At 69.4% G+C, this 16695-nt stretch carries 17 protein-coding genes; 6 read left to right on the forward strand and 11 right to left on the reverse strand.

The genetic code is table 11. The annotated features are described in order from the left end of the window. Nucleotides 1-159: 159 nt before the first annotated feature. Nucleotides 160-624 carry a cupin domain-containing protein gene (locus ON29_RS03255; protein ID WP_040864594.1) on the reverse strand — a complete coding sequence of 155 codons (465 nt, stop codon included), beginning with the start codon at nucleotides 622-624 and terminating at the stop codon, nucleotides 160-162. Between the two features lie 77 nt (nucleotides 625-701). On the opposite strand from ON29_RS03255, the gene ON29_RS03260 reads away from it, so the two are divergent. After that, nucleotides 702-1295, forward strand: a complete 594-nt coding sequence (locus ON29_RS03260; protein ID WP_040864691.1) for a TetR/AcrR family transcriptional regulator — start codon at nucleotides 702-704, stop codon at nucleotides 1293-1295. Between the two features lies 1 nt (nucleotide 1296). Here the strand turns inward: ON29_RS03260 and ON29_RS03265 are convergent, their stop codons facing one another. From ON29_RS03265 to ON29_RS03290, 6 genes are all read right to left on the reverse strand, one after another. After that, nucleotides 1297-2694, reverse strand: a complete 1398-nt coding sequence (locus ON29_RS03265; RefSeq protein WP_040864595.1) for an FAD-binding oxidoreductase — start codon at nucleotides 2692-2694, stop codon at nucleotides 1297-1299. Nucleotides 2695-2905: 211 nt separating this feature from the next. Further along, nucleotides 2906-3961, reverse strand: coding sequence for an acyl-CoA dehydrogenase family protein (locus tag ON29_RS03270; RefSeq protein ID WP_040864596.1), 1056 nt, complete (start codon nucleotides 3959-3961; stop codon nucleotides 2906-2908). Nucleotides 3962-4181: 220 nt separating this feature from the next. Further along, on the reverse strand, nucleotides 4182-5210 hold the full coding sequence (locus ON29_RS03275; RefSeq protein WP_040864597.1) for an acyl-CoA dehydrogenase family protein: 1029 nt from the start codon (nucleotides 5208-5210) through the stop codon (nucleotides 4182-4184). After that, nucleotides 5207-6349, reverse strand: a complete 1143-nt coding sequence (locus ON29_RS03280) for an acyl-CoA dehydrogenase family protein (protein WP_040864598.1) — start codon at nucleotides 6347-6349, stop codon at nucleotides 5207-5209. The genes ON29_RS03275 and ON29_RS03280 overlap by 4 nt, the downstream gene beginning before the upstream one ends. Further along, nucleotides 6349-7254 (reverse strand): enoyl-CoA hydratase, encoded by a 906-nt coding sequence (locus ON29_RS03285; protein ID WP_051174824.1) that lies wholly within the window; start codon nucleotides 7252-7254, stop codon nucleotides 6349-6351. Before ON29_RS03285 ends, ON29_RS03280 begins: the two co-directional genes overlap by 1 nt. Next, a complete protein-coding gene (locus ON29_RS03290) occupies nucleotides 7254-8807 on the reverse strand; it encodes a FadD3 family acyl-CoA ligase (protein WP_281032490.1) in 1554 nt (517 codons plus the stop codon). The genes ON29_RS03285 and ON29_RS03290 overlap by 1 nt, the downstream gene beginning before the upstream one ends. 75 nt (nucleotides 8808-8882) lie before the next feature. On the opposite strand from ON29_RS03290, the gene ON29_RS03295 reads away from it, so the two are divergent. The 5 genes from ON29_RS03295 to ON29_RS03315 all read left to right on the forward strand — a co-directional run bounded on the left by ON29_RS03295 (nucleotide 8883) and on the right by ON29_RS03315 (nucleotide 13725). Beyond that, nucleotides 8883-10100, forward strand: coding sequence for an acyl-CoA dehydrogenase family protein (locus ON29_RS03295; protein ID WP_040864600.1), 1218 nt, complete (start codon nucleotides 8883-8885; stop codon nucleotides 10098-10100). Further along, on the forward strand, nucleotides 10097-10894 hold the full coding sequence (locus ON29_RS03300; RefSeq protein ID WP_040864601.1) for an SDR family oxidoreductase: 798 nt from the start codon (nucleotides 10097-10099) through the stop codon (nucleotides 10892-10894). The genes ON29_RS03295 and ON29_RS03300 overlap by 4 nt, the downstream gene beginning before the upstream one ends. A 199-nt stretch (nucleotides 10895-11093) precedes the next feature. Continuing rightward, complete coding sequence (locus ON29_RS03305) at nucleotides 11094-11867, forward strand: hypothetical protein (protein ID WP_245548808.1); 774 nt, start codon at nucleotides 11094-11096, stop codon at nucleotides 11865-11867. A 45-nt stretch (nucleotides 11868-11912) separates the two neighbouring features. After that, nucleotides 11913-12521: a TetR/AcrR family transcriptional regulator gene (locus ON29_RS03310; protein ID WP_040864602.1), complete on the forward strand. Its 609-nt coding sequence runs from the start codon at nucleotides 11913-11915 to the stop codon at nucleotides 12519-12521. 10 nt (nucleotides 12522-12531) lie between these two features. Beyond that, the gene (locus ON29_RS03315; protein WP_373283843.1) at nucleotides 12532-13725 is read left to right on the forward strand and encodes an acetyl-CoA C-acetyltransferase; all 1194 of its coding nucleotides are present in this window, start codon (nucleotides 12532-12534) and stop codon (nucleotides 13723-13725) included. Here ON29_RS03315 and ON29_RS03320 read toward each other — a convergent pair. The 4 genes from ON29_RS03320 to ON29_RS03335 all read right to left on the reverse strand — a co-directional run bounded on the left by ON29_RS03320 (nucleotide 13703) and on the right by ON29_RS03335 (nucleotide 16690). Beyond that, on the reverse strand, nucleotides 13703-14089 hold the full coding sequence (locus ON29_RS03320) for a hypothetical protein (RefSeq protein ID WP_040864603.1): 387 nt from the start codon (nucleotides 14087-14089) through the stop codon (nucleotides 13703-13705). The two genes, ON29_RS03315 and ON29_RS03320, sit on opposite strands and share 23 nt — an antisense overlap. 153 nt (nucleotides 14090-14242) lie before the next feature. Then, the gene (locus ON29_RS03325; protein WP_040864604.1) at nucleotides 14243-15022 is read right to left on the reverse strand and encodes an ESX secretion-associated protein EspG; all 780 of its coding nucleotides are present in this window, start codon (nucleotides 15020-15022) and stop codon (nucleotides 14243-14245) included. Further along, nucleotides 15015-16313, reverse strand: a complete 1299-nt coding sequence (locus ON29_RS03330; RefSeq protein ID WP_040864605.1) for a hypothetical protein — start codon at nucleotides 16311-16313, stop codon at nucleotides 15015-15017. The genes ON29_RS03325 and ON29_RS03330 overlap by 8 nt, the downstream gene beginning before the upstream one ends. After that, nucleotides 16310-16690, reverse strand: a complete 381-nt coding sequence (locus tag ON29_RS03335) for a hypothetical protein (RefSeq protein WP_083863202.1) — start codon at nucleotides 16688-16690, stop codon at nucleotides 16310-16312. Before ON29_RS03335 ends, ON29_RS03330 begins: the two co-directional genes overlap by 4 nt. Nucleotides 16691-16695 lie beyond the last annotated feature (5 nt).

Consider the following 16695-nt stretch of genomic DNA (forward strand, 5'->3'; position numbering starts at 1 on the left):
GAAATATTATTACATAGGCTAACTATCTATTGGCGGTGAAGTCGGCCACATGATCGGAAGCGGGGTGCCCCCGGTGGAGCGACCGGCTCCATCGGGGGGCTATCGCAGGTGAACCGGACTGGCGTCAAAGCTGTTGTCCGACAGGGCCACTCGAACGGATCAAACCTTTTCCTCGTAGCGGATGTCGTATTTCGCCGCGATCGGATTGATCTTCACCGGGTCCAGCGCCCCATCGGTCAGTACCGACGCACCGGCTTCGAAGAGGTCCTCGAGGTAGCACTCCCAGCCGCCGGGTGAGGAGATCTGGAGTACCCGTGGGGGTGGCTGCGACCCGCAGCGCAGGGCGTGGGGCACGCCGTGTGGAAGCAGTATGAACATGCCTCGGGTCGCGGAGAGTGTCCGATCGTCGAATTCGACGTCGAGTGTGCCTTCGAGTACGTAAATGCACTCGTCGGCGACGTGGTGGGTATGCCGGGGAATGTCGCGCGCGAGGGTCACCTCCAGCAAGGAGAACCTGCCTTCGGTGTCGGCGGTGGTGGCTTTCACCGCGAAGGCGGGCGGCAACGGCACCCGGCCTGCCCGTGCCTCGCCTGGGTCCAGGACGCGGAAACGATTGTGGGACATGAACTGCTACCCTTCGATGAGATGAAACGGAATCGGATTCCGCTTCCGATTGAAGGGTAAACATGGAGGGATCGCCGGTGTCAAGGCCACCATCGCCCAGTCCGCGGCGCGCGGACGCCGCGCTCAATCGCGCCCGCATCCTGGCCGCGGCTCGCGCGCTGTTCGCCGAGCGCGGCAGTGTGGTGCAACTGCCCGAGATCGCTCGCGCCGCGGGAGTCGGTATCGGTACCGTCTACCGTCATTTCCCCACCCAGGCCGACCTCATCGAGGCAGCGGCCGCGCAGCGCTTCGCCGAGATCGAGGAATTCGCCCGCACCGAATGCCTGCGTGCCGAGCCGGGGGAAGGGCTCGCCCGCTACCTGCGCCACGTAGGCGAGGTGCTGACCGCCGACCGGGGCTTGTCGGCGGCCATCGAGGCGGCGCGGCAGTCGGCGGGCAGCGCGCCGCGCGGCGAATCGCGCAGCGGGCTCGAGGAGGTGATCGGCGAGCTCGTCGAGCGGGATCGGGCGGCCGGGATGGTGCGCGACGACTGCACCGTGACCGACGTCTACATGATCGTCGGCGCGATGTCCGCGACCATCGGCAACGGTAGCGGTGATTGGCGGCGGCTCGTGGAGATCGTTCTGGACGGCCTGCGCCCCGGCGCGGCCGGTAGACGCTCGAACGAGTGAGTCAGCCGGGGGCTATGTTCGCGTTGCGGTGGAAGACGTTGCACGGGTCGTAGGCGGCCTTGATGCGGGCCAGCTTCGCGTATTTGACGCTTCCGTAGGATTCGCGGACCCGGTCGCGGTCCGTGTCCGTCATGAAGTTCACATACCCGCCGCGGTTGGAAGCCATGGGGCGCAACGCTTCCCACGTCCTGCGCACCCAGTCCCGGTCGAGGGCGAGCGTCTCGGCGTCGGGCGCCATCGCGGTGATATTGCACCCGTAGTGCGGGGTGCGCGCGCCGCCGAACGCCGTGTCGTCCTCACCGACGGTGCTGAACGCGCCGCTGAGCGGAAAGATCGGCATGAACGACAGCGGCGCGGTTTTCTCGGCGGCGTTCGTGGTCAGGACCGCGATCACGTCGTTCGAGAAATCGCCGAGGTCGAGCGCCTTCTCGTACCCGCGCAAGCCCCACGGCGCCGCGCCGTCGAGCATCCGTTGCAGCCTGGCGTAGGGGACGGGGCCGAGGAACTCGAACAGCGGCGGCAGTGCTTCGCGGATCGGCGCCACCGCGGCGGTGTGCTCCTCGGCTGTGCCGAAACCCGCCACGATCAGGGCGTGCCCCGCCCGGCCGTGGTATCGCTCCGGAACGAAAGGCGCCGACGGCGCCGACATCGCCAGCGCTATCAACGCGCCCGACCGACGCGGCAGAGTAGGAATGAACTCACGGATCAGGCGCAGAGCATCCGTCCCGTCCGGCATGTCCCAGAAGAACAGGCCGAGGTGCACTTCCGGCCCGACGTGATGCAGGCGGTATTCGAATTCGGTGACGACGCCGAAATTGCCGCCGCCCCCGCGCAATGCCCAGAACAAATCCGCGTTCTCGTTCTCGGACGCCCGCAGCACCTGGCCGTCGGCGAGAACCACCCGCGCCGAGACGAGGTTGTCGATGGCCAGTCCGGCCATGCGGGTCAGCCAGCCCATGCCGCCGCCGAGGGTGAGGCCGCCGACGCCGGTGTCGCTGACCACCCCGCCGGTCACCGCCAGCCCGTATGCCTGGGTCGCGGCGTCCAGATCCGCCATCGTCGCTCCGCCGCCGACCCGGGCTCGCTCGGCCTCCGGATTCACCACGACGCCCTTCAGCGCGCTGAGGTTGATCATCAGGCCGCCCTCGCCGACCGCGGTCCCGCTATAGGAGTGGGCGCCGCCGCGAACGGATATCTCCAGCCCGCGGTCCCGGCCGAAGGCCAGCGCCGCGGACACGTCACCGGGCGACACGCACTGGGCTATCACCGCGGGGTGCCGGTCGATGTCGGCGTTCCAGATGGCGCGAGCCCGGTCGTACCCGGTATCGCCGGGGCCGAACACCGGCCCGTCCATCGTGGAACGTAGTACCTCGAGATCGGAATTCACTGTTCGCGTCATGGCATCCTCCCAGCTGGTGGGCCCCGACGACTTGTTGGGTGACGAGCCGGCAGTTCGACTCGTGACGGCACCGATCCCGACCTGCGGTGCCACTGGAAAACGCCCCCGCCTATGCGCATATGGCGCGTGTCACATCTTAGTTCATCGGCTCAGCCGCCGACAGCCACTCGGGACAGGGCGCGCCGTCGACCCGGCGCGCCCATGCCCCGGCTCAGGCCGGCTGCGCCACCGGACGGTGCGCGGCGCCGAACAGTTGCGCGTCCCCGTGGGCGCGCTTGAAGAACAGATGCGCGTCGTGTTCCCAGGTGATCGCGATGCCGCCGTGCAGCTGAACGGTCTCGGCCGCGATGGCGGTGAGTGCTTCCGAGCAGTGCACGCGGGCGGCCCAGACGTCTTCGGCGGCCGACGGGCTGTCCGCCGCCACCGACGCGGTCGCCGCGATGGACGCGGACCGGGCCGATTCCAGCAGCACGTACATGTCCGCCATCCGGTGCTTGAGCGCCTGGAAGCTGCCGATCACCCGGCCGAACTGCACCCGGGACTTGGCGTATTCCACCGTCATCTCGAGGCAGCGGTCGGCGGCCCCGACCTGCTCGGCGGCCAGCGCCGCCCACGCGATGCGGCGCAGCCGGGCGACGGCCGCCGCCTGGTCGCCCGAGCCGAGCCGTCGGGCGGGCACGTCGGCGAAACCGACTTCGGCCAGCTTGCGGGTGGGGTCCATGGTGGGCGCGGATCGCCGGGTGACACCCGGCGCGGTGGGTTCGACCTCGAACAGGCCGGTCCGGGTGACGACGACGAGGGTGTCCGCCGACATCCCGTCGAGCACGTAGTGCGCGGTCCCGGTGAGGGCGCCGTCCGTCTCACGCACGCCCGGTTCGTCCCAGCCGCGCTCGTCCGCCCAGCAGACCGCGATCGTGCGCGTGCCCTCCGCCGCCTCGGGCAGTAGCCGCGCGCAGGCTTCGGCATCGCCCGACAGCAGCACGGCCTGCGCGCCGAGCACGGCCGAGCCGAGCATCGGCACCCCGGCGAGCGTGCGGCCCAATTCGCCCACCACCAGCGAGGATTCGACCAAGCCCGCGCCGAAGCCGCCGAACTCCTCGGGGATCGCCAGCGCGGCGACGCCGATCTGCTCGCACAGCAGCCGCCACAGGGCCGGGTCGTAGCCGAGTTCGGTGTGCATCGCGGCGCGCACCGCCGCCGACCCGGCGTGCTTGGTCAGCAGCGCCCGCACCGAGGCGAGGAATTCCTCGTGTTCGGCGGTGCTCATCGGTGTCCTTTCGCGCATGAGCGGGAGCCCTGCGTGGTGACGCTGCGCTGCCGCCTCCGGGCCTGACCGCTCATGCTGTGGTTGTTGGTCGCATGAGCGGGGCCCTGCGTGGTGACGCTGCGCTGCCGCCTCCGGGCCTGACCGCTCATGCTGTGGTTGTTGGTCGCATGAGCGGGGCCCTGCGTGGTGACGCTGCGCTGCCGCCTCCGGGCCTGACCGCTCATGCGATGCCTCGCGCGGCGCGATCGGAGTCGGTGTCCTCCCGCAGCGCCCGTGCGATCCGGGCACGATGCAGATCCGGTGTGCCCCAGGCCGAACGCAGTGCGGTCACCTTGGTCAACCACAGGGAGAGGTCGTACTCGGCGGTGTAACCGATCGCGCCGTGCACCTGGAGGGCGGCGCGAGCCGCACGGTAGGCGGCATCGCCGCAGGCGATCACGGCGGCCGACACGTCCCGGCTCCCGGTGGTTCCGGCCATGGTCAGCGCGGCCCGGTGGAGCAGTGGCTCGGCCAGGTCCAGCGCGATCAGCACGTCCGCGAGCTTCTGCTTCACGGCCTGGAACTCGCCGATCGGCTTGCCGAACTGCTTGCGTTGCTTGGCGTATTCGGTCGACGCGTGCAGCAGCGCCTTGCCGGCGCCGAGCAGCTGAGCCGCGCAGGCCAGCGCGCCGGTGTCGAAGCCGGCGGCGGCGGCCGCGCGGATTTGATCGCCCTCGGCGACGGTCTCGGCCGCGGCGACCGTGCACAAGCGGCGGGCGGGATCGACCGATCGCACCAGGCCGGTGCGGTTCCCGGTGGACAGCTGATTCTCGCCGGCCAGCAGGACCACCTCGGCGGTGTCGGCGTCCAGGGCGACGCCGGGGCCGAGCGGCGCGAAGGCGACGGTGCCGAGCGCCGCGCCCTCGGCGAAGCCGGGCAACCACCGTGCCGCCAGATCCTGGTCCGGAAGCGCTTGCAGCAGGGCCGGAATCGCCGCGGCGGTCTCCACCAGCGGTCCGGGCACGGCCGCGCGCCCGAGTTCCTGGAACGCCACGACCAGATCGATCGGCTCGGCGCCGATGCCGCCGTGCTGCTCCGCGACGGCCAGTCCGAGCACACCGGCGTCGGCCAGCTGCCGGATCAGCGCGCGACCCGGCCCGCTGTCGCCCGATGCCCACGCGCGCACGGCGGCGGGCACGCGGCCCGCTTCCAGCAGTTTGCGCAGGCTGGCGCCGAAATCGAGTTGTTCGGGGCTGAGCGCGAATCTCATCGGCTGCTTCCTCTCGGTAGTCCGAGCAGCCGCTCGGCGATGATGTTGCGCTGGATCTCGTTGGTGCCCGCGTAGATCGGGCCGGACAGCGCGAACAGGTATCCGTCGGTCCACGGCCCGGAACGTTCCGCGGACGCGCCGAGCACGTCGAGCGCGGTCTCGTGCATGGCGATGTCCAGCTCGGACCAGAAGACCTTCGTGATCGAGGATTCCGCGCCCAGCTTGCCGCCCTCGTCGAGGCGGGTGACCGTGCCGAAGGTGTGCAGCCGGTAGGCCTCGCTGCCGATCCAGGCGTCCACCACGGCGTCGCGTTGTGCGGTGTTGTCCTCGTCGCCCGCCTCGCGCCACAGATCGATCAGCCGCTGGGCGGTGGCGCTGAACCGGCCGGGGCTGCGCAGCGAGAGACCGCGTTCGTTGCTGGAGGTGCTCATCGCCACCCGCCAGCCCTCGCCGGGTGCGCCGATCACATCGCGGTCGGGCACGAACACGTCGTCGAGGAAGATCTCCGCGAAGCCGGGTTCGCCGTCCAGCTGCGGGATCGGGCGCACCGAGACGCCGTCGGCGGTCAGCGGGAACATCACGTAGGTGAGTCCCTTGTGCCGCTCGGCCTCGGGATCGCTGCGGAACAGCCCGAACGCCCAGTCCGCGAAGGAGGCGCGCGAACTCCAGGTCTTCTGGCCGCTCAGCAGCCAGCCGCCGCTGGTGCGCCGGGCCGTCGAGCGGATACCGGCCAGGTCGCTGCCTGCTTCCGGCTCCGACCAGGCCTGCGCCCAGATGTCGTCTCCGCGCGCCATCCGCGGCATGATCCGCTCCAGCTGTTCGGGCGTGCCGTGTTCGAACAGCGTGGGGGCCAGCAGGAATATGCCGTTCTGGCTGACCCGCCCCGGCGCGCCCGCCGCGTAGTACTCCTGCTCGAACAGCACCCATTCCAGCAGCGAGGCGTCGCGCCCGCCGAACTCCTCCGGCCAGGCGACCACCGAGAGCCGGGCGTCGGCGAGGGTGCGCTCCCAGGCGCGGTGCGCCTCGAATCCTGCCTTCGTGTCCATCGAGGCCAGCGGTTTCGCGGGTTTGTTCGCGGCGAGGAATTCGCGGACCTCCCGCTGGAATTCCTGGGTCGCCTGGTCGAGATCCAGATCCACTACGTCGTTCCGTTCTGTTCTGCGGTGCCCGCCGACGCCTTCATCGACTTGGCGTTCATGCCGCCGAGGGAGTCGGCGCCGACTTCGGCGTTGTGCGCGTGCGCGAAGTGGTGCAGCCCGAAGACCGAGTCCATGCCCGACCGCATGCCCATCAGGTCCTCGGCCTGGTTGACCGCCTTCTTCGTCAGCGCGAGACCGAACTGCGGCATGGTGGCGATCTTCTCGGCCAGCGCCAGCGTCTCGGTCTCCAGCTCGGCGCGGGGCACCACCCGGTTGACCATGCCCCATTCCTTGGCCTGCGCGGCGCCGAACCGGTCGCCGGTGAACAGGAATTCCTTGGCCGCGCGCGGACCCATCACCCACGGGTGCGCGAAGTACTCGACGCCCGGAATACCCATGCGGACCACGGGATCGGAGAAGAACGCGTCGTCGGAGGCGATGATCAGATCGCACACCCAGGCCAGCATGAGCCCGCCCGCGATGCAGGCGCCCTGCACCATGGCGATGGTCGGCTTCGGAATCTCCCGCCAGCGCCTGCACATGCCGAGGTAGACCTCGAGTTCCCGGGCGAAGCGCTGATCGCCACCGGCGCGGTCCACGTGGTCCCACCACAGCGCCGCTTTGTTCTGGTACCGCACGTGGTGATCGCGGCCCGGCGTGCCGATGTCGTGCCCGGCGCTGAAGTGTTTACCGTTGCCCGCCAGCACGATCACGCCGACCTCGGGGTCCTCCACGGCGCGCTCGAAGGCGGCGTCGATGGCGTAGGTCATCACCGAGTTCTGCGCGTTGCGGTAGTCCGGCCGGTTCAGCGTGACGATCGCGACGCGACCGCGCCGCTCATAGGTGACGACTTCACCTTCGTCCGGGATCGCCGGACCCTCGTTCGGGGTTGCCGGTTCCGACATTACGACTTCTCCTCACGTAGTTGACGCTTGAGCACTTTCCCGGCGGCGCTGTAGGGCAGCTGGTCGCGGAATTCGACGACTCGCGGCACCTTGAAGTTGGCCAGCACGGTCGCCGCGTGTGCGCGCACCTGCTCCTCGGTGAGCGCCGAGCCGGGTTTGCGCACCACGTACGCCTTGCCCACCTCGCCCATCCTCGTGTCGGGCACGCCGACCACCGCCGACTCGGCCACGCCGTCCAGCCGGGCCAGCGCCTGTTCGACCTCGGCGGGATAGACGTTGAAGCCGCCGGAGATGTACATGTCCTTGAGCCGGTCGGTGATCTTCAGGTACCCGCGCTCGTCGATCGTGCCGATGTCGCCGGTGTGCAGCCAGCCGTCGGCATCGATCGTCTGCGCGGTGCTGTTCGGGTCGTCCAGGTAACCGAGCATCACGTTCGGCCCGCGCAGCAGGACCTCGCCCGCCTCGCCGAGGCGCAGCTCGAAATCCGCGATCGGCCTGCCGCAGGTGTTCGCGATGGTCTCGGCGTCGTCATCGACCCGGCACATGGTGCCGAAGCCGGCGCTCTCGGACAGGCCGTAGGCGGTGATGACGACGTCGAAGGCCAGCTCCGAGCGCATCCGCTCGATCAGCACCACCGGCACCGTCGCCGCGCCGGTGACGGCCACCCGCAGCGAACTCAGGTCGAATTCGGCGCGGCGCGGGAAATCCAGGATCGTCTGGTAGATCGTCGGCGGGCCGGGCAGCACGGTGACCCGCTCCGCGCCGATCAGCCGCATCGTCTCCGGCACGTCGAAGGTGACCTGCGGGATGATCGCGGCCCCGGTGACCAAGCAGGCGAGAATGCCCGCCTTGTATCCGAAGTTGTGGAAGAACGGGTTCACCACCAGATACCGGTCGTCGCTGCGCAAGGTGGCGCACTCGGCCCAGGCCCGCACCACCGACAGCGCCTGCCGGTGGGCGACCAGGGTGCCCTTGCTGCGGCCGGTGGTGCCGGAGGTGAACAGGATGTCGGAGATGTCCTCGGGGCGCACCGACTCGGCGCGCTGCTCGGCTTCGGCCACCGTCACCGGCGCGGCGACGGTCGCGAGTTCCGACCAGTCCAGCGCGGCGATGTCGGTGTTCTCGGTGCCCGGCTCGACCGGGATCACGACCACGGTATCGATGGCCAGGTCGGGCGCGCTCGTGCGCAGTTCGGCGAGCCGGTCGCGGCCGAGGAACGGCCCCGCGATGAACAGCGCCTTCGCGTCCACTCGTCCGAGCACGTCGGCGGCCTCGTCGGCCACGTAGCGGGTGTTCAGCGGTACCAGTGCCGCTCCGGCGTAGTGCGCGGCCAGCGCGGCGACCACCCAGTGGTGCGTATTGGGCGCCCACATGGCCACGCGGTCGCCCACCCGCACGCCACGCGCGATCAGCGCCCGCGCCACTTCCTGGACCGCCTCCAGCAATTGGGTCCAGTCCAGCCGGACTTCGCCGTCGGCGATCGCCGGGGCGTCGCCGAAGGTCCGGGCGGCGTGGTGCAGTGCCATCGGTGTCGTCTGTGCAGGGGTTGTCACGGTTGTCCTCACCGTCCGCGAGTCACTTATGCGAGTGCTCTACAAAGCAAGTGCTTGGTAGGTTATCCTACCGGCGTGGGTGCGATCCAGACCTCAGAATCCGATACCGCCGCTCCGGACGGGCGGTTTTCCGCTGCGCAGGACGAGCGATTCGCCGCCGAGGTGCGCGAGTGGCTGGAGGAGAACCTCGACGGAGACTTCCGCGAGCTGCGCGGCCTCGGCGGTCCCGGCCGCGAACACGAGGCGTTCGACGAACGCCTCGCCTGGGACCGGCACCTGGCCGCGGCCGGGTGGACCTGCCTGGGCTGGCCGAAGGAGTACGGCGGCCGCGAGGCCACGGTGCGCCAGCAGGTGATCTTCCACGAGGAGTACGCCAAGGCGAACGCGCCCGCGCGGGTGTCGCACGTCGGCGAAGAACTGCTCGGCCCGACCCTGCTCGCGTTCGGCACGCAGGCGCAGAAGGACCGGTTCCTACCGGGCATCCGCAATGTCAGCGAACTGTGGTGCCAGGGCTATTCGGAACCGGGCGCGGGCTCCGACCTGGCCGCGATCACCACCGCCGCGCACCTGGACGGCGACGAGTGGTCGATCAACGGGCAGAAGATCTGGACCTCGCTCGCGCACGTCGCGGACTGGTGCTTCGTCGTCGCCCGCACCGAGCGCGGGTCGGCCAGGCACAAGGGCCTGTCCTACCTACTGGTCTCGATGAAGCAGCCGGGCATCGACGTGCGCCCGATCATCCAGCTGACCGGCACGTCGGAATTCAACGAAGTCTTCTTCGACAACGCCCGCACCGCGGCCGACCTGGTGGTCGGCGAGCCGGGCGACGGGTGGCGCATCGCCATGGGCACGCTCACCTTCGAGCGCGGCATCTCCACCTTGGGCCAGCAGATCCGGTTCGCCCGGGAGCTGGCCGACATAGAGGCATTGGCCCGCCGCACCGGCGCGGCCGACGACCCGCTGATCGCCGATCGGATCGATCGGGCCTGGGTCGGGCTGCGAGTGCTGCGCGCGCACGCCATGCGCACGATGGAAGGCGCGGGCGTGGACGACGGCGCGGGCCAGGCCTCGGTGGCGAAACTGCTCTGGGCCAATTGGCATCGCGGCCTCGGCGAGCTGGCGATGGCCGTGCTCGGCGCTCGCGGCCTGGTGGCGGGCGAGGACGATCTCAACGAATGGCAGCGGCTGTATCTGTTCACCCGCGCCGACACCATCTACGGAGGTTCGAACGAAGTGCAGCGCAACATCATCGCCGAGCGCGTGCTCGGCCTACCCCGCGAGGCGCGCCCGTGACCGGCCCGCTGTCGGTCGCCCCCGCGCCCGTCGCCGGGCACGGCCTGCTGACCGGGCGCGCCGCCGTGATCACCGCGGCCGCGGGCACCGGCATCGGCTCGGCCACCGCGCGCAGGCTGCTGGCCGAGGGCGCGGACGTGGTGGTCTCCGACTGGCACGAGCGGCGTCTGACAGAGACCGCGACCGAGCTGGCCGGCGAGTTCCCGGACCGGCGGGTCGCCTCGATCCCGTGCGACGTGCAGCGCACCGAACAGGTGAACGCGCTGGTCCGCGGTGCCGCCGAAGCGCTCGGCCGGATCGACATCATGGTCAACAACGCCGGGCTCGGCGGGGAGACGCCCGTGGTCGACATGACCGACGAGCAGTGGGACCGAGTCCTCGACATCACCCTCAACGGCACGTTCCGCTGCACCCGCGCCGCGCTCGGCTACTTCCGCGACGCGGGCCACGGCGGCGTCATCGTGAACAACGCCAGCGTGCTGGGCTGGCGCGCGCAGCACGGTCAGGCGCACTACGCCGCGGCGAAGGCGGGCGTCATGGCGTTGACCCGATGCAGCGCGATCGAGGCCGCCGAACTCGGCGTGCGGATCAACGCGGTGGCCCCGAGCATCGCCAGGCACGCCTTCCTGGACAAGGTCAGCTCCACCGAGTTGCTCGACCACCTGTCGGAGCGGGAGGCGTTCGGCCGCGCGGCCGAGCCGTGGGAGATCGCCGCGACGATCGCCATGCTGGCCAGCGACTACACCACCTACCTGACCGGCGAGGTGGTCTCGATCAGCAGCCAACGCGCCTGAGCCGCAGCGCTTCCCGGGCTCGTCCGCGCCGCGCCGGGCGGACGAGCCGGCCCGGCGACCACCGAGCAGCCGGGTGTCCGCCGTCGCGGGCGAGACCTCGCGCGCCGTATTGCGATCGCCTTCTCGCATCGCGCACGCCAGCCGAAATGAGCGGCTGATCAGGTAGAAAAGGGCAAGCCGCGAGGGGTCGGGGTGTGCCATGCTGGATGAGATCGGATCCGCGCTCGACAAGGGGGCGATGGCTATGGGCCTGGATCGCCCACCTGCCCGCGAACAACTGGAACTCGATGTGGTGCGCGAAGTCGTGCTGGCCAGGCGACGGCTCGACAGCCTCGTCCTCTCGGCGCTCACCCTCGGCGCCGAACTCATCGAGCACACCTCCGCAAGGGCCGTCGCCACGGCCGCCGTGCGCATTCTCGCGCAGCACGCCGTCGATGAGGGGGAGGTCGCCCGCGACCCGCGCCGCGCGCTGCGCGCCGATCTGGCGCGCGACCGCGAGCGTGCCCGGCGCATCGGCCTCAGCGCCGATGGTACGGAGACCGAGCAGGAGCGGCGCAGGCAGCGCCAGACCGCCCTGCTGTGCGAGGTGCGCTCGGATCTGCTCGCGGTGGTCGCGAAATGCCGGAAATTCCGCTTCGACCAGGTGACTTTCGCCGACGAGATCGCGCAGGGCCTGTGCGCGGCCACCGACAAGCTGGTGGTCGAGGCCGATATGGACGCCTACCACGCCTGGCAGCGCGGCATGGTGCTCAAGCTGAGCGAGGAGCCCGTGCGCGGCGGCCCGCCCCGGGTGATGGCCACGGTGGACGCCGGTCCGGATCGCGGTCAGCTCACCGTGGAATGGGACAGTTGCGAACGCCGTCTCGCGCTCGTCGCGCGAATGGCGCGGGCGGGCGTCTCGCCCGTGATCATCTGCGATCGCCTGCTGGCCGATCTGTCGGTCTCCTCGCCGCTGCGCTACTCGGAGCGCTGAGCAGTACCTCTCGACCAAGCAAGTGCTTGGTTGTACGATGGCCGTGTGCCCGCAACAGACGCCTCTAAATCAGCTCGGCGCAGTGAGTTGCTCGCCTTGGCGGCCGAATTGTTCGCCGAGCGTGGATTGCGCGCCACCACGGTGCGCGACATCGCCGACGCGGCCGGAATCCTCTCGGGGAGTCTCTATCACCACTTCGATTCCAAAGAGTCGATGGTGGACGAGATCCTGCGCGGGTTCCTCGACGAGCTGTTCGGCCGCTATCGCGAGATCGTCGCCTCCGGCCTGAGCGCGCGAGACACCTTGGAAGCCTTGGTGCTCGCCTCCTACGAGTCGTTCGACCGCTGGCACGCCGCGGTGGCGATCTACCAGACCGAGGCGAAGCGACTGCGCGACTCGGAGCGGTTCACCTACATCGCCGACTACAACCGCGAATTCCGCGAGCTGTGGCACCGGGTGCTCACCAACGGCGTGCGGGACGGCGCCTTCCGGCCGGAACTCGACGTCGAACTGGCCTACCGCTTCCTGCGTGACACGGTCTGGGTCGCGGTGCGGTGGTACCGGCCGGGTGGGCCGATCACCGTCGAAAACCTCGCAAAGCAGTACCTGACCATCGTGCTCGACGGGCTCACCGTCCCCGAGCGCACCACGTAGGAGTCCTTACATGTCAGCACCTTCCGCGTCCCGTCGTCCGTACGCTCCGCTGCGGGACGCCTACGTGATCGATGCGGTACGCACCCCCGTCGGCAAGCGCGGCGGCGCGTTGGCGAGCGTGCATCCGGCCGATCTGGGGGCGGCCGCGCTGCGCGGCCTGCTGGACCGCACCCCGATCGACCCGGGCGTCGTGGACGACGTCATCGTCGGTTGCGTCGACAATGTCGGCCCGCAGGCGGGCAACATCGGCCGCACCATGTGGTTGGCCGCCGGATATCCCGAAGAGGTTCCCGGCGTCACTGTGGACCGGCAGTGCGGATCCAGCCAGCAGGCCATCAATTTCGGCGCGCAGGCCATCATGAGCGGTACCGCCGAGGTGATCGTCGCGGGCGGCGTGCAGAACATGAGCGCGATCCCGATCTCCGCGGCCATGCTGGCGGGCAAGGAGTACGGTTTCGACACCCCGTTCGTCGGCGCGCAGGGCTGGGACCACCGCTACGGCACCGGTGAGGTGACGCAGTTCCGCGCCGCCCAGCTGATCGCCGAGAAGTGGGGCATCAGCAGGGAAGAGATGGAGCGCTGGGCGCTGCGCAGCCACGAGCGGGCCCGCGACGCGATCAAGAACGGCCGCTTCGACAACGAGATCGTGCCGGTCGGCGACTTCTGGATCGACCAGGGTCCGCGCGAGACCAGCCTGGAGAAGATGGCTTCGCTGCCGCCCCTGGCCGAGGGCAGCCCGCTCACCGCCGCGGTGGCCAGCCAGATCTCCGACGGCGCCAGCGCCACCCTGCTCGCTTCGGAGTGGGCGGTGCAGGAGTACGGCTTGACCCCGCGAGCGCGCATCCACCATGTGAGCGCGCGTGGCGCGGACCCGATCTTCATGCTCACCGCCCCGATTCCGGCGACCAAGTGGGCGCTGGAGAAGACCGGCCTCACCATCGACGACATCGACGTGATCGAGATCAACGAGGCATTCGCGCCGGTGGTGCTGTCCTGGCTGAAGGAGACCGGCGCGGACCCCGAGAAGGTGAACGTCAACGGTGGCGCCATCGCGCTGGGCCACCCGCTCGGTGCGACCGGTGCGAAACTGTTCGCCACGCTGCTCAACGAACTCGAACGGATCGAGGGCCGCTACGGGCTGCTCACCATCTGCGAGGGCGGCGGCACCGCCAACGCGACGATCATCGAGCGCCTGCCCCGCTGACCGGCACCGAGCGGCACGTCGGCGAATTCGCGTCGCACGACGTGCCGTTCGGCATGCGCAGCATGGGTGCCGGGGGCTCAGTCGGATTGAGGGCGGTCGGCTTGCCCTCGCTGCCCTTACCCTTGCCTTTTCCCTTGCCCTTCCCCTCGGACTTGCCTTTCCCTTTGCCCTTCCCCTTGTCGTCGCCTTGGTCGGCGTCACTCGCGTCGGAGGGTTGACCCTGCTCTTCGTCCTGCGCCAGGTAGGCGACCGGATCGCCGCCGATCGTCTCGCTCGTCGCGGGTTGCGCGACGAGACCCATCGTCAACGTGCCCGCGGCGACCGCCGCTGCCGTCACGATGGCCCGAACGGTTGTCTTTCCCACTACCAAACCTCCCTGGTGATCGGTTTCGTCGGTGGAGCAGCGCGAAGTTAGCACCGGGAACGAGCCGCGCATCCGGGCTCGCCGCGCCCGAATGCCCCCGTGACGAGGCCGACATCCCGCTGTGACGTGGTCCCGGGATGCCCGGATGGTCCGCTATCGCTGCGACCGCAGGTATTCGTCGTGTTCGCGATCTTCGCGGTAGTAGCGCTGGGTCAGAGCGGTGAGCCGGTTGATCTCGGCCGCCATCGCGGAAGGTTCCAGCGGTTTGGCGACGATGGGGTCGCCGGTCTTGACGTAGTAGCGGCCGTCCGCGTAATCCATCCACCAGAAGCCGCGTCCGAAGCTCGGGCGCGCGTCGACGGCCGGACCGGCGAGCACCGTGATCTCACCGAGGCCGAGGCGTTCGCGTTTGAAGATTCGGTCCAGTTGCGCGACGACGCCGACCTCATACGGCTTGCGCACCGGCCGATCCCGGTCGGCGCTCACTTCTTCCCGCCGCGCTTCGAGCGGCGGATGCGTGCCCGCAGGCATCTTGGGCAGCGCGGCGACCGCTTTCACGGCCACTCGTTGCGCGGCGCAAAAACTCACGATCACGTCACCGCCGGTGTCCGGTGCGGTACCGGGAAGCTGGACAAGGGTGGCGCCGATCTGCCCGCGTACGGCCCCGTGGAAACGGAAGACGATCGACATGTCCGGGCCGCCCATCCCTTTCGACTCGACGCGCGCCTCCGGTTCCAGCAAAACGTCGAGGGCCCGTTCCAGGTCGACGGCGTATCGACCGAGTAGCGCGTCCACCGCTGCCTCGCGCTGACGCTTCAGGTCGGCGAAATCCATCTCCTGCGGCCGGTATTGCAGCGGGTAGGGCAGGCGGTCGCGACCGTAGGCTGCCCAGAGGATCTCGAATTCCTGCCCGGTGAAGCGCCAGTCAGCCATTCGGGTTGTCTCCGATGACCGGAGGGACGGACTTCGGCAAGGAGTCCAGACCGGTGAGTTCCGCACCGTTGTGCTGGTTGATCAGGTAGTCCTTGACGCCGGAGGTCTCCCGCTCGTCGTCCTTGCCGCGCGCTCCCATTCCGGGGGCCATGCCGGTCGTGCCAGCCGCGCCGGATCGAGCCGCCTGGCTGCCGGTTGCCGTGGCGGCCGGAAGGGCGTTCGGCTGCTGTGGACCGACGGGAACGTTGCGGCCCGGTGCCGGAGTGGCGGTCGAATTCGGCGTACCGGGACTGCTCGGGCTGCCGGATCGCCGGGGAGCGCTCGGGCTCGTGGTACCGGGTCGACCCGGTGTGGCGGTAGTGATGTTCGGGCTCGGTGTGGTGGTGCTGCTCGGCGTCGTCGACGGAGCGGTCGAGGTGGTCGGTTGCACGCTGGCCGGCTGGTCCACCCCCGCCGGGGTGACCGACTGGGGCGTGGTGGCTGCGGGGTCGGTCCGGGGTGATTCCTGCGGGTCACTGTCGGACGGTTCGGTGGATTCCGATTCCGCGCCTGTGGGAACGGCCGAGTCGGAAGTCTCTTGTGGCGCGGCGGAATTCGAGGTACCCGGTGACGACGGACCTGGCTGCCCGCTATCCGCCACGATCTGCGGAGCGGTCGGCAGGACAGGTACGCCGTGGTCGGTTTGAGTGGCGACCTGCCCGTACACCGTGCGAAGGATCCGCCGCGCTTCCTGCGTGGCCTCCTCCTCGGTGTAATCACCCGCCTTCATGACGCCGTCCTGCGGCAACGTCTTACCCATCAGGTCCGGGCGTTCGGTGGCCTGCGGCATCAACGCCTGCGTCTGCTCGAGACCGGTATGCATCTCCGACAGCTTGAAACTCACCAGACAAGCGGCATCGGCCAGGTTCCCCGACTGATTGCGGTAGTTCGTGACCGCCTCGGCCGCCGCCTTGCCGGATTGCCCCGTCCACCCCGGATTCGTGCCGTCACCGGTCACGGTGCGGCCGAACTGCTCGTTGAACGCCTGAATCGCACCCGTCAGGTTCATCCCGATGTTCAGCCACGCCTCGGACGCCTCCCGCACCGTCCCCGGCCGCATCGCGTTCACGGCGTCGACCATCTGCGCCAACGTCATACTGTCGTAGTTGTCCGGCCCGGGAATCCGCGGCGGCTCGTATTCCCCCTGAAACGACGTGCCCAACCGACCGGTGAAGTCGTAGATCGTCTCGCGCTCCCGATTCCACTGCGCCTGCGCGGCGATGATCCGGTTCCGGTACTCGTCATAGGTCATGGTTGGGCATCCAGACCGGTGAGCTGGTCGGCCCTGGACTGATCCAGCTCCACGAAGTTAGCAATAGCCTTGGCCACAACCTCTTTCGCGATCTTCACCGCGTCGATGTGCTGCATGAGGACGGCGTCCAGGGATTGCTCGGAACCAGCAGCCTTACCGGTGAACTTCTCCTGTAGAGCCTGTCCTGAGGGAAAGGGACCGAACCCGTCGATGATCTTGACCCGGTCCGCCATTTGCAAGATAGCGTCCAGCCGGTCCAAGTAGTCGTCGCAGATCTTGTCCAGTCCCTTGCCGATCTCGGGATGCAGCGATACCTCACCGGAGTTCGCCAGTTCGAGAACCCTCCGCCAGTCCATTGGGTCGACGCCGACAGACACGTCCC

This window comes from Nocardia exalbida NBRC 100660, assembly GCF_000308575.1.
GTDB classification, from domain to species: domain Bacteria; phylum Actinomycetota; class Actinomycetes; order Mycobacteriales; family Mycobacteriaceae; genus Nocardia; species Nocardia exalbida.

Coding starts and splice junctions, on each gene's coding strand:
- ON29_RS03315 (WP_373283843.1), top strand. CDS start 12,532: ATGTCAGCACCTTCCGCGTCCCGTCGTCCGTACGCTCCGCTGCGGGAC.
- ON29_RS03325 (WP_040864604.1), bottom strand. CDS start 15,022: ATGGCTGACTGGCGCTTCACCGGGCAGGAATTCGAGATCCTCTGGGCA.
- ON29_RS03275 (WP_040864597.1), bottom strand. CDS start 5,210: ATGAGATTCGCGCTCAGCCCCGAACAACTCGATTTCGGCGCCAGCCTG.
- ON29_RS03330 (WP_040864605.1), bottom strand. CDS start 16,313: ATGACCTATGACGAGTACCGGAACCGGATCATCGCCGCGCAGGCGCAG.
- ON29_RS03265 (WP_040864595.1), bottom strand. CDS start 2,694: ATGACGCGAACAGTGAATTCCGATCTCGAGGTACTACGTTCCACGATG.
- ON29_RS03305 (WP_245548808.1), top strand. CDS start 11,094: ATGCTGGATGAGATCGGATCCGCGCTCGACAAGGGGGCGATGGCTATG.
- ON29_RS03255 (WP_040864594.1), bottom strand. CDS start 624: ATGTCCCACAATCGTTTCCGCGTCCTGGACCCAGGCGAGGCACGGGCA.
- ON29_RS03270 (WP_040864596.1), bottom strand. CDS start 3,961: ATGAGCACCGCCGAACACGAGGAATTCCTCGCCTCGGTGCGGGCGCTG.
- ON29_RS03285 (WP_051174824.1), bottom strand. CDS start 7,254: ATGTCGGAACCGGCAACCCCGAACGAGGGTCCGGCGATCCCGGACGAA.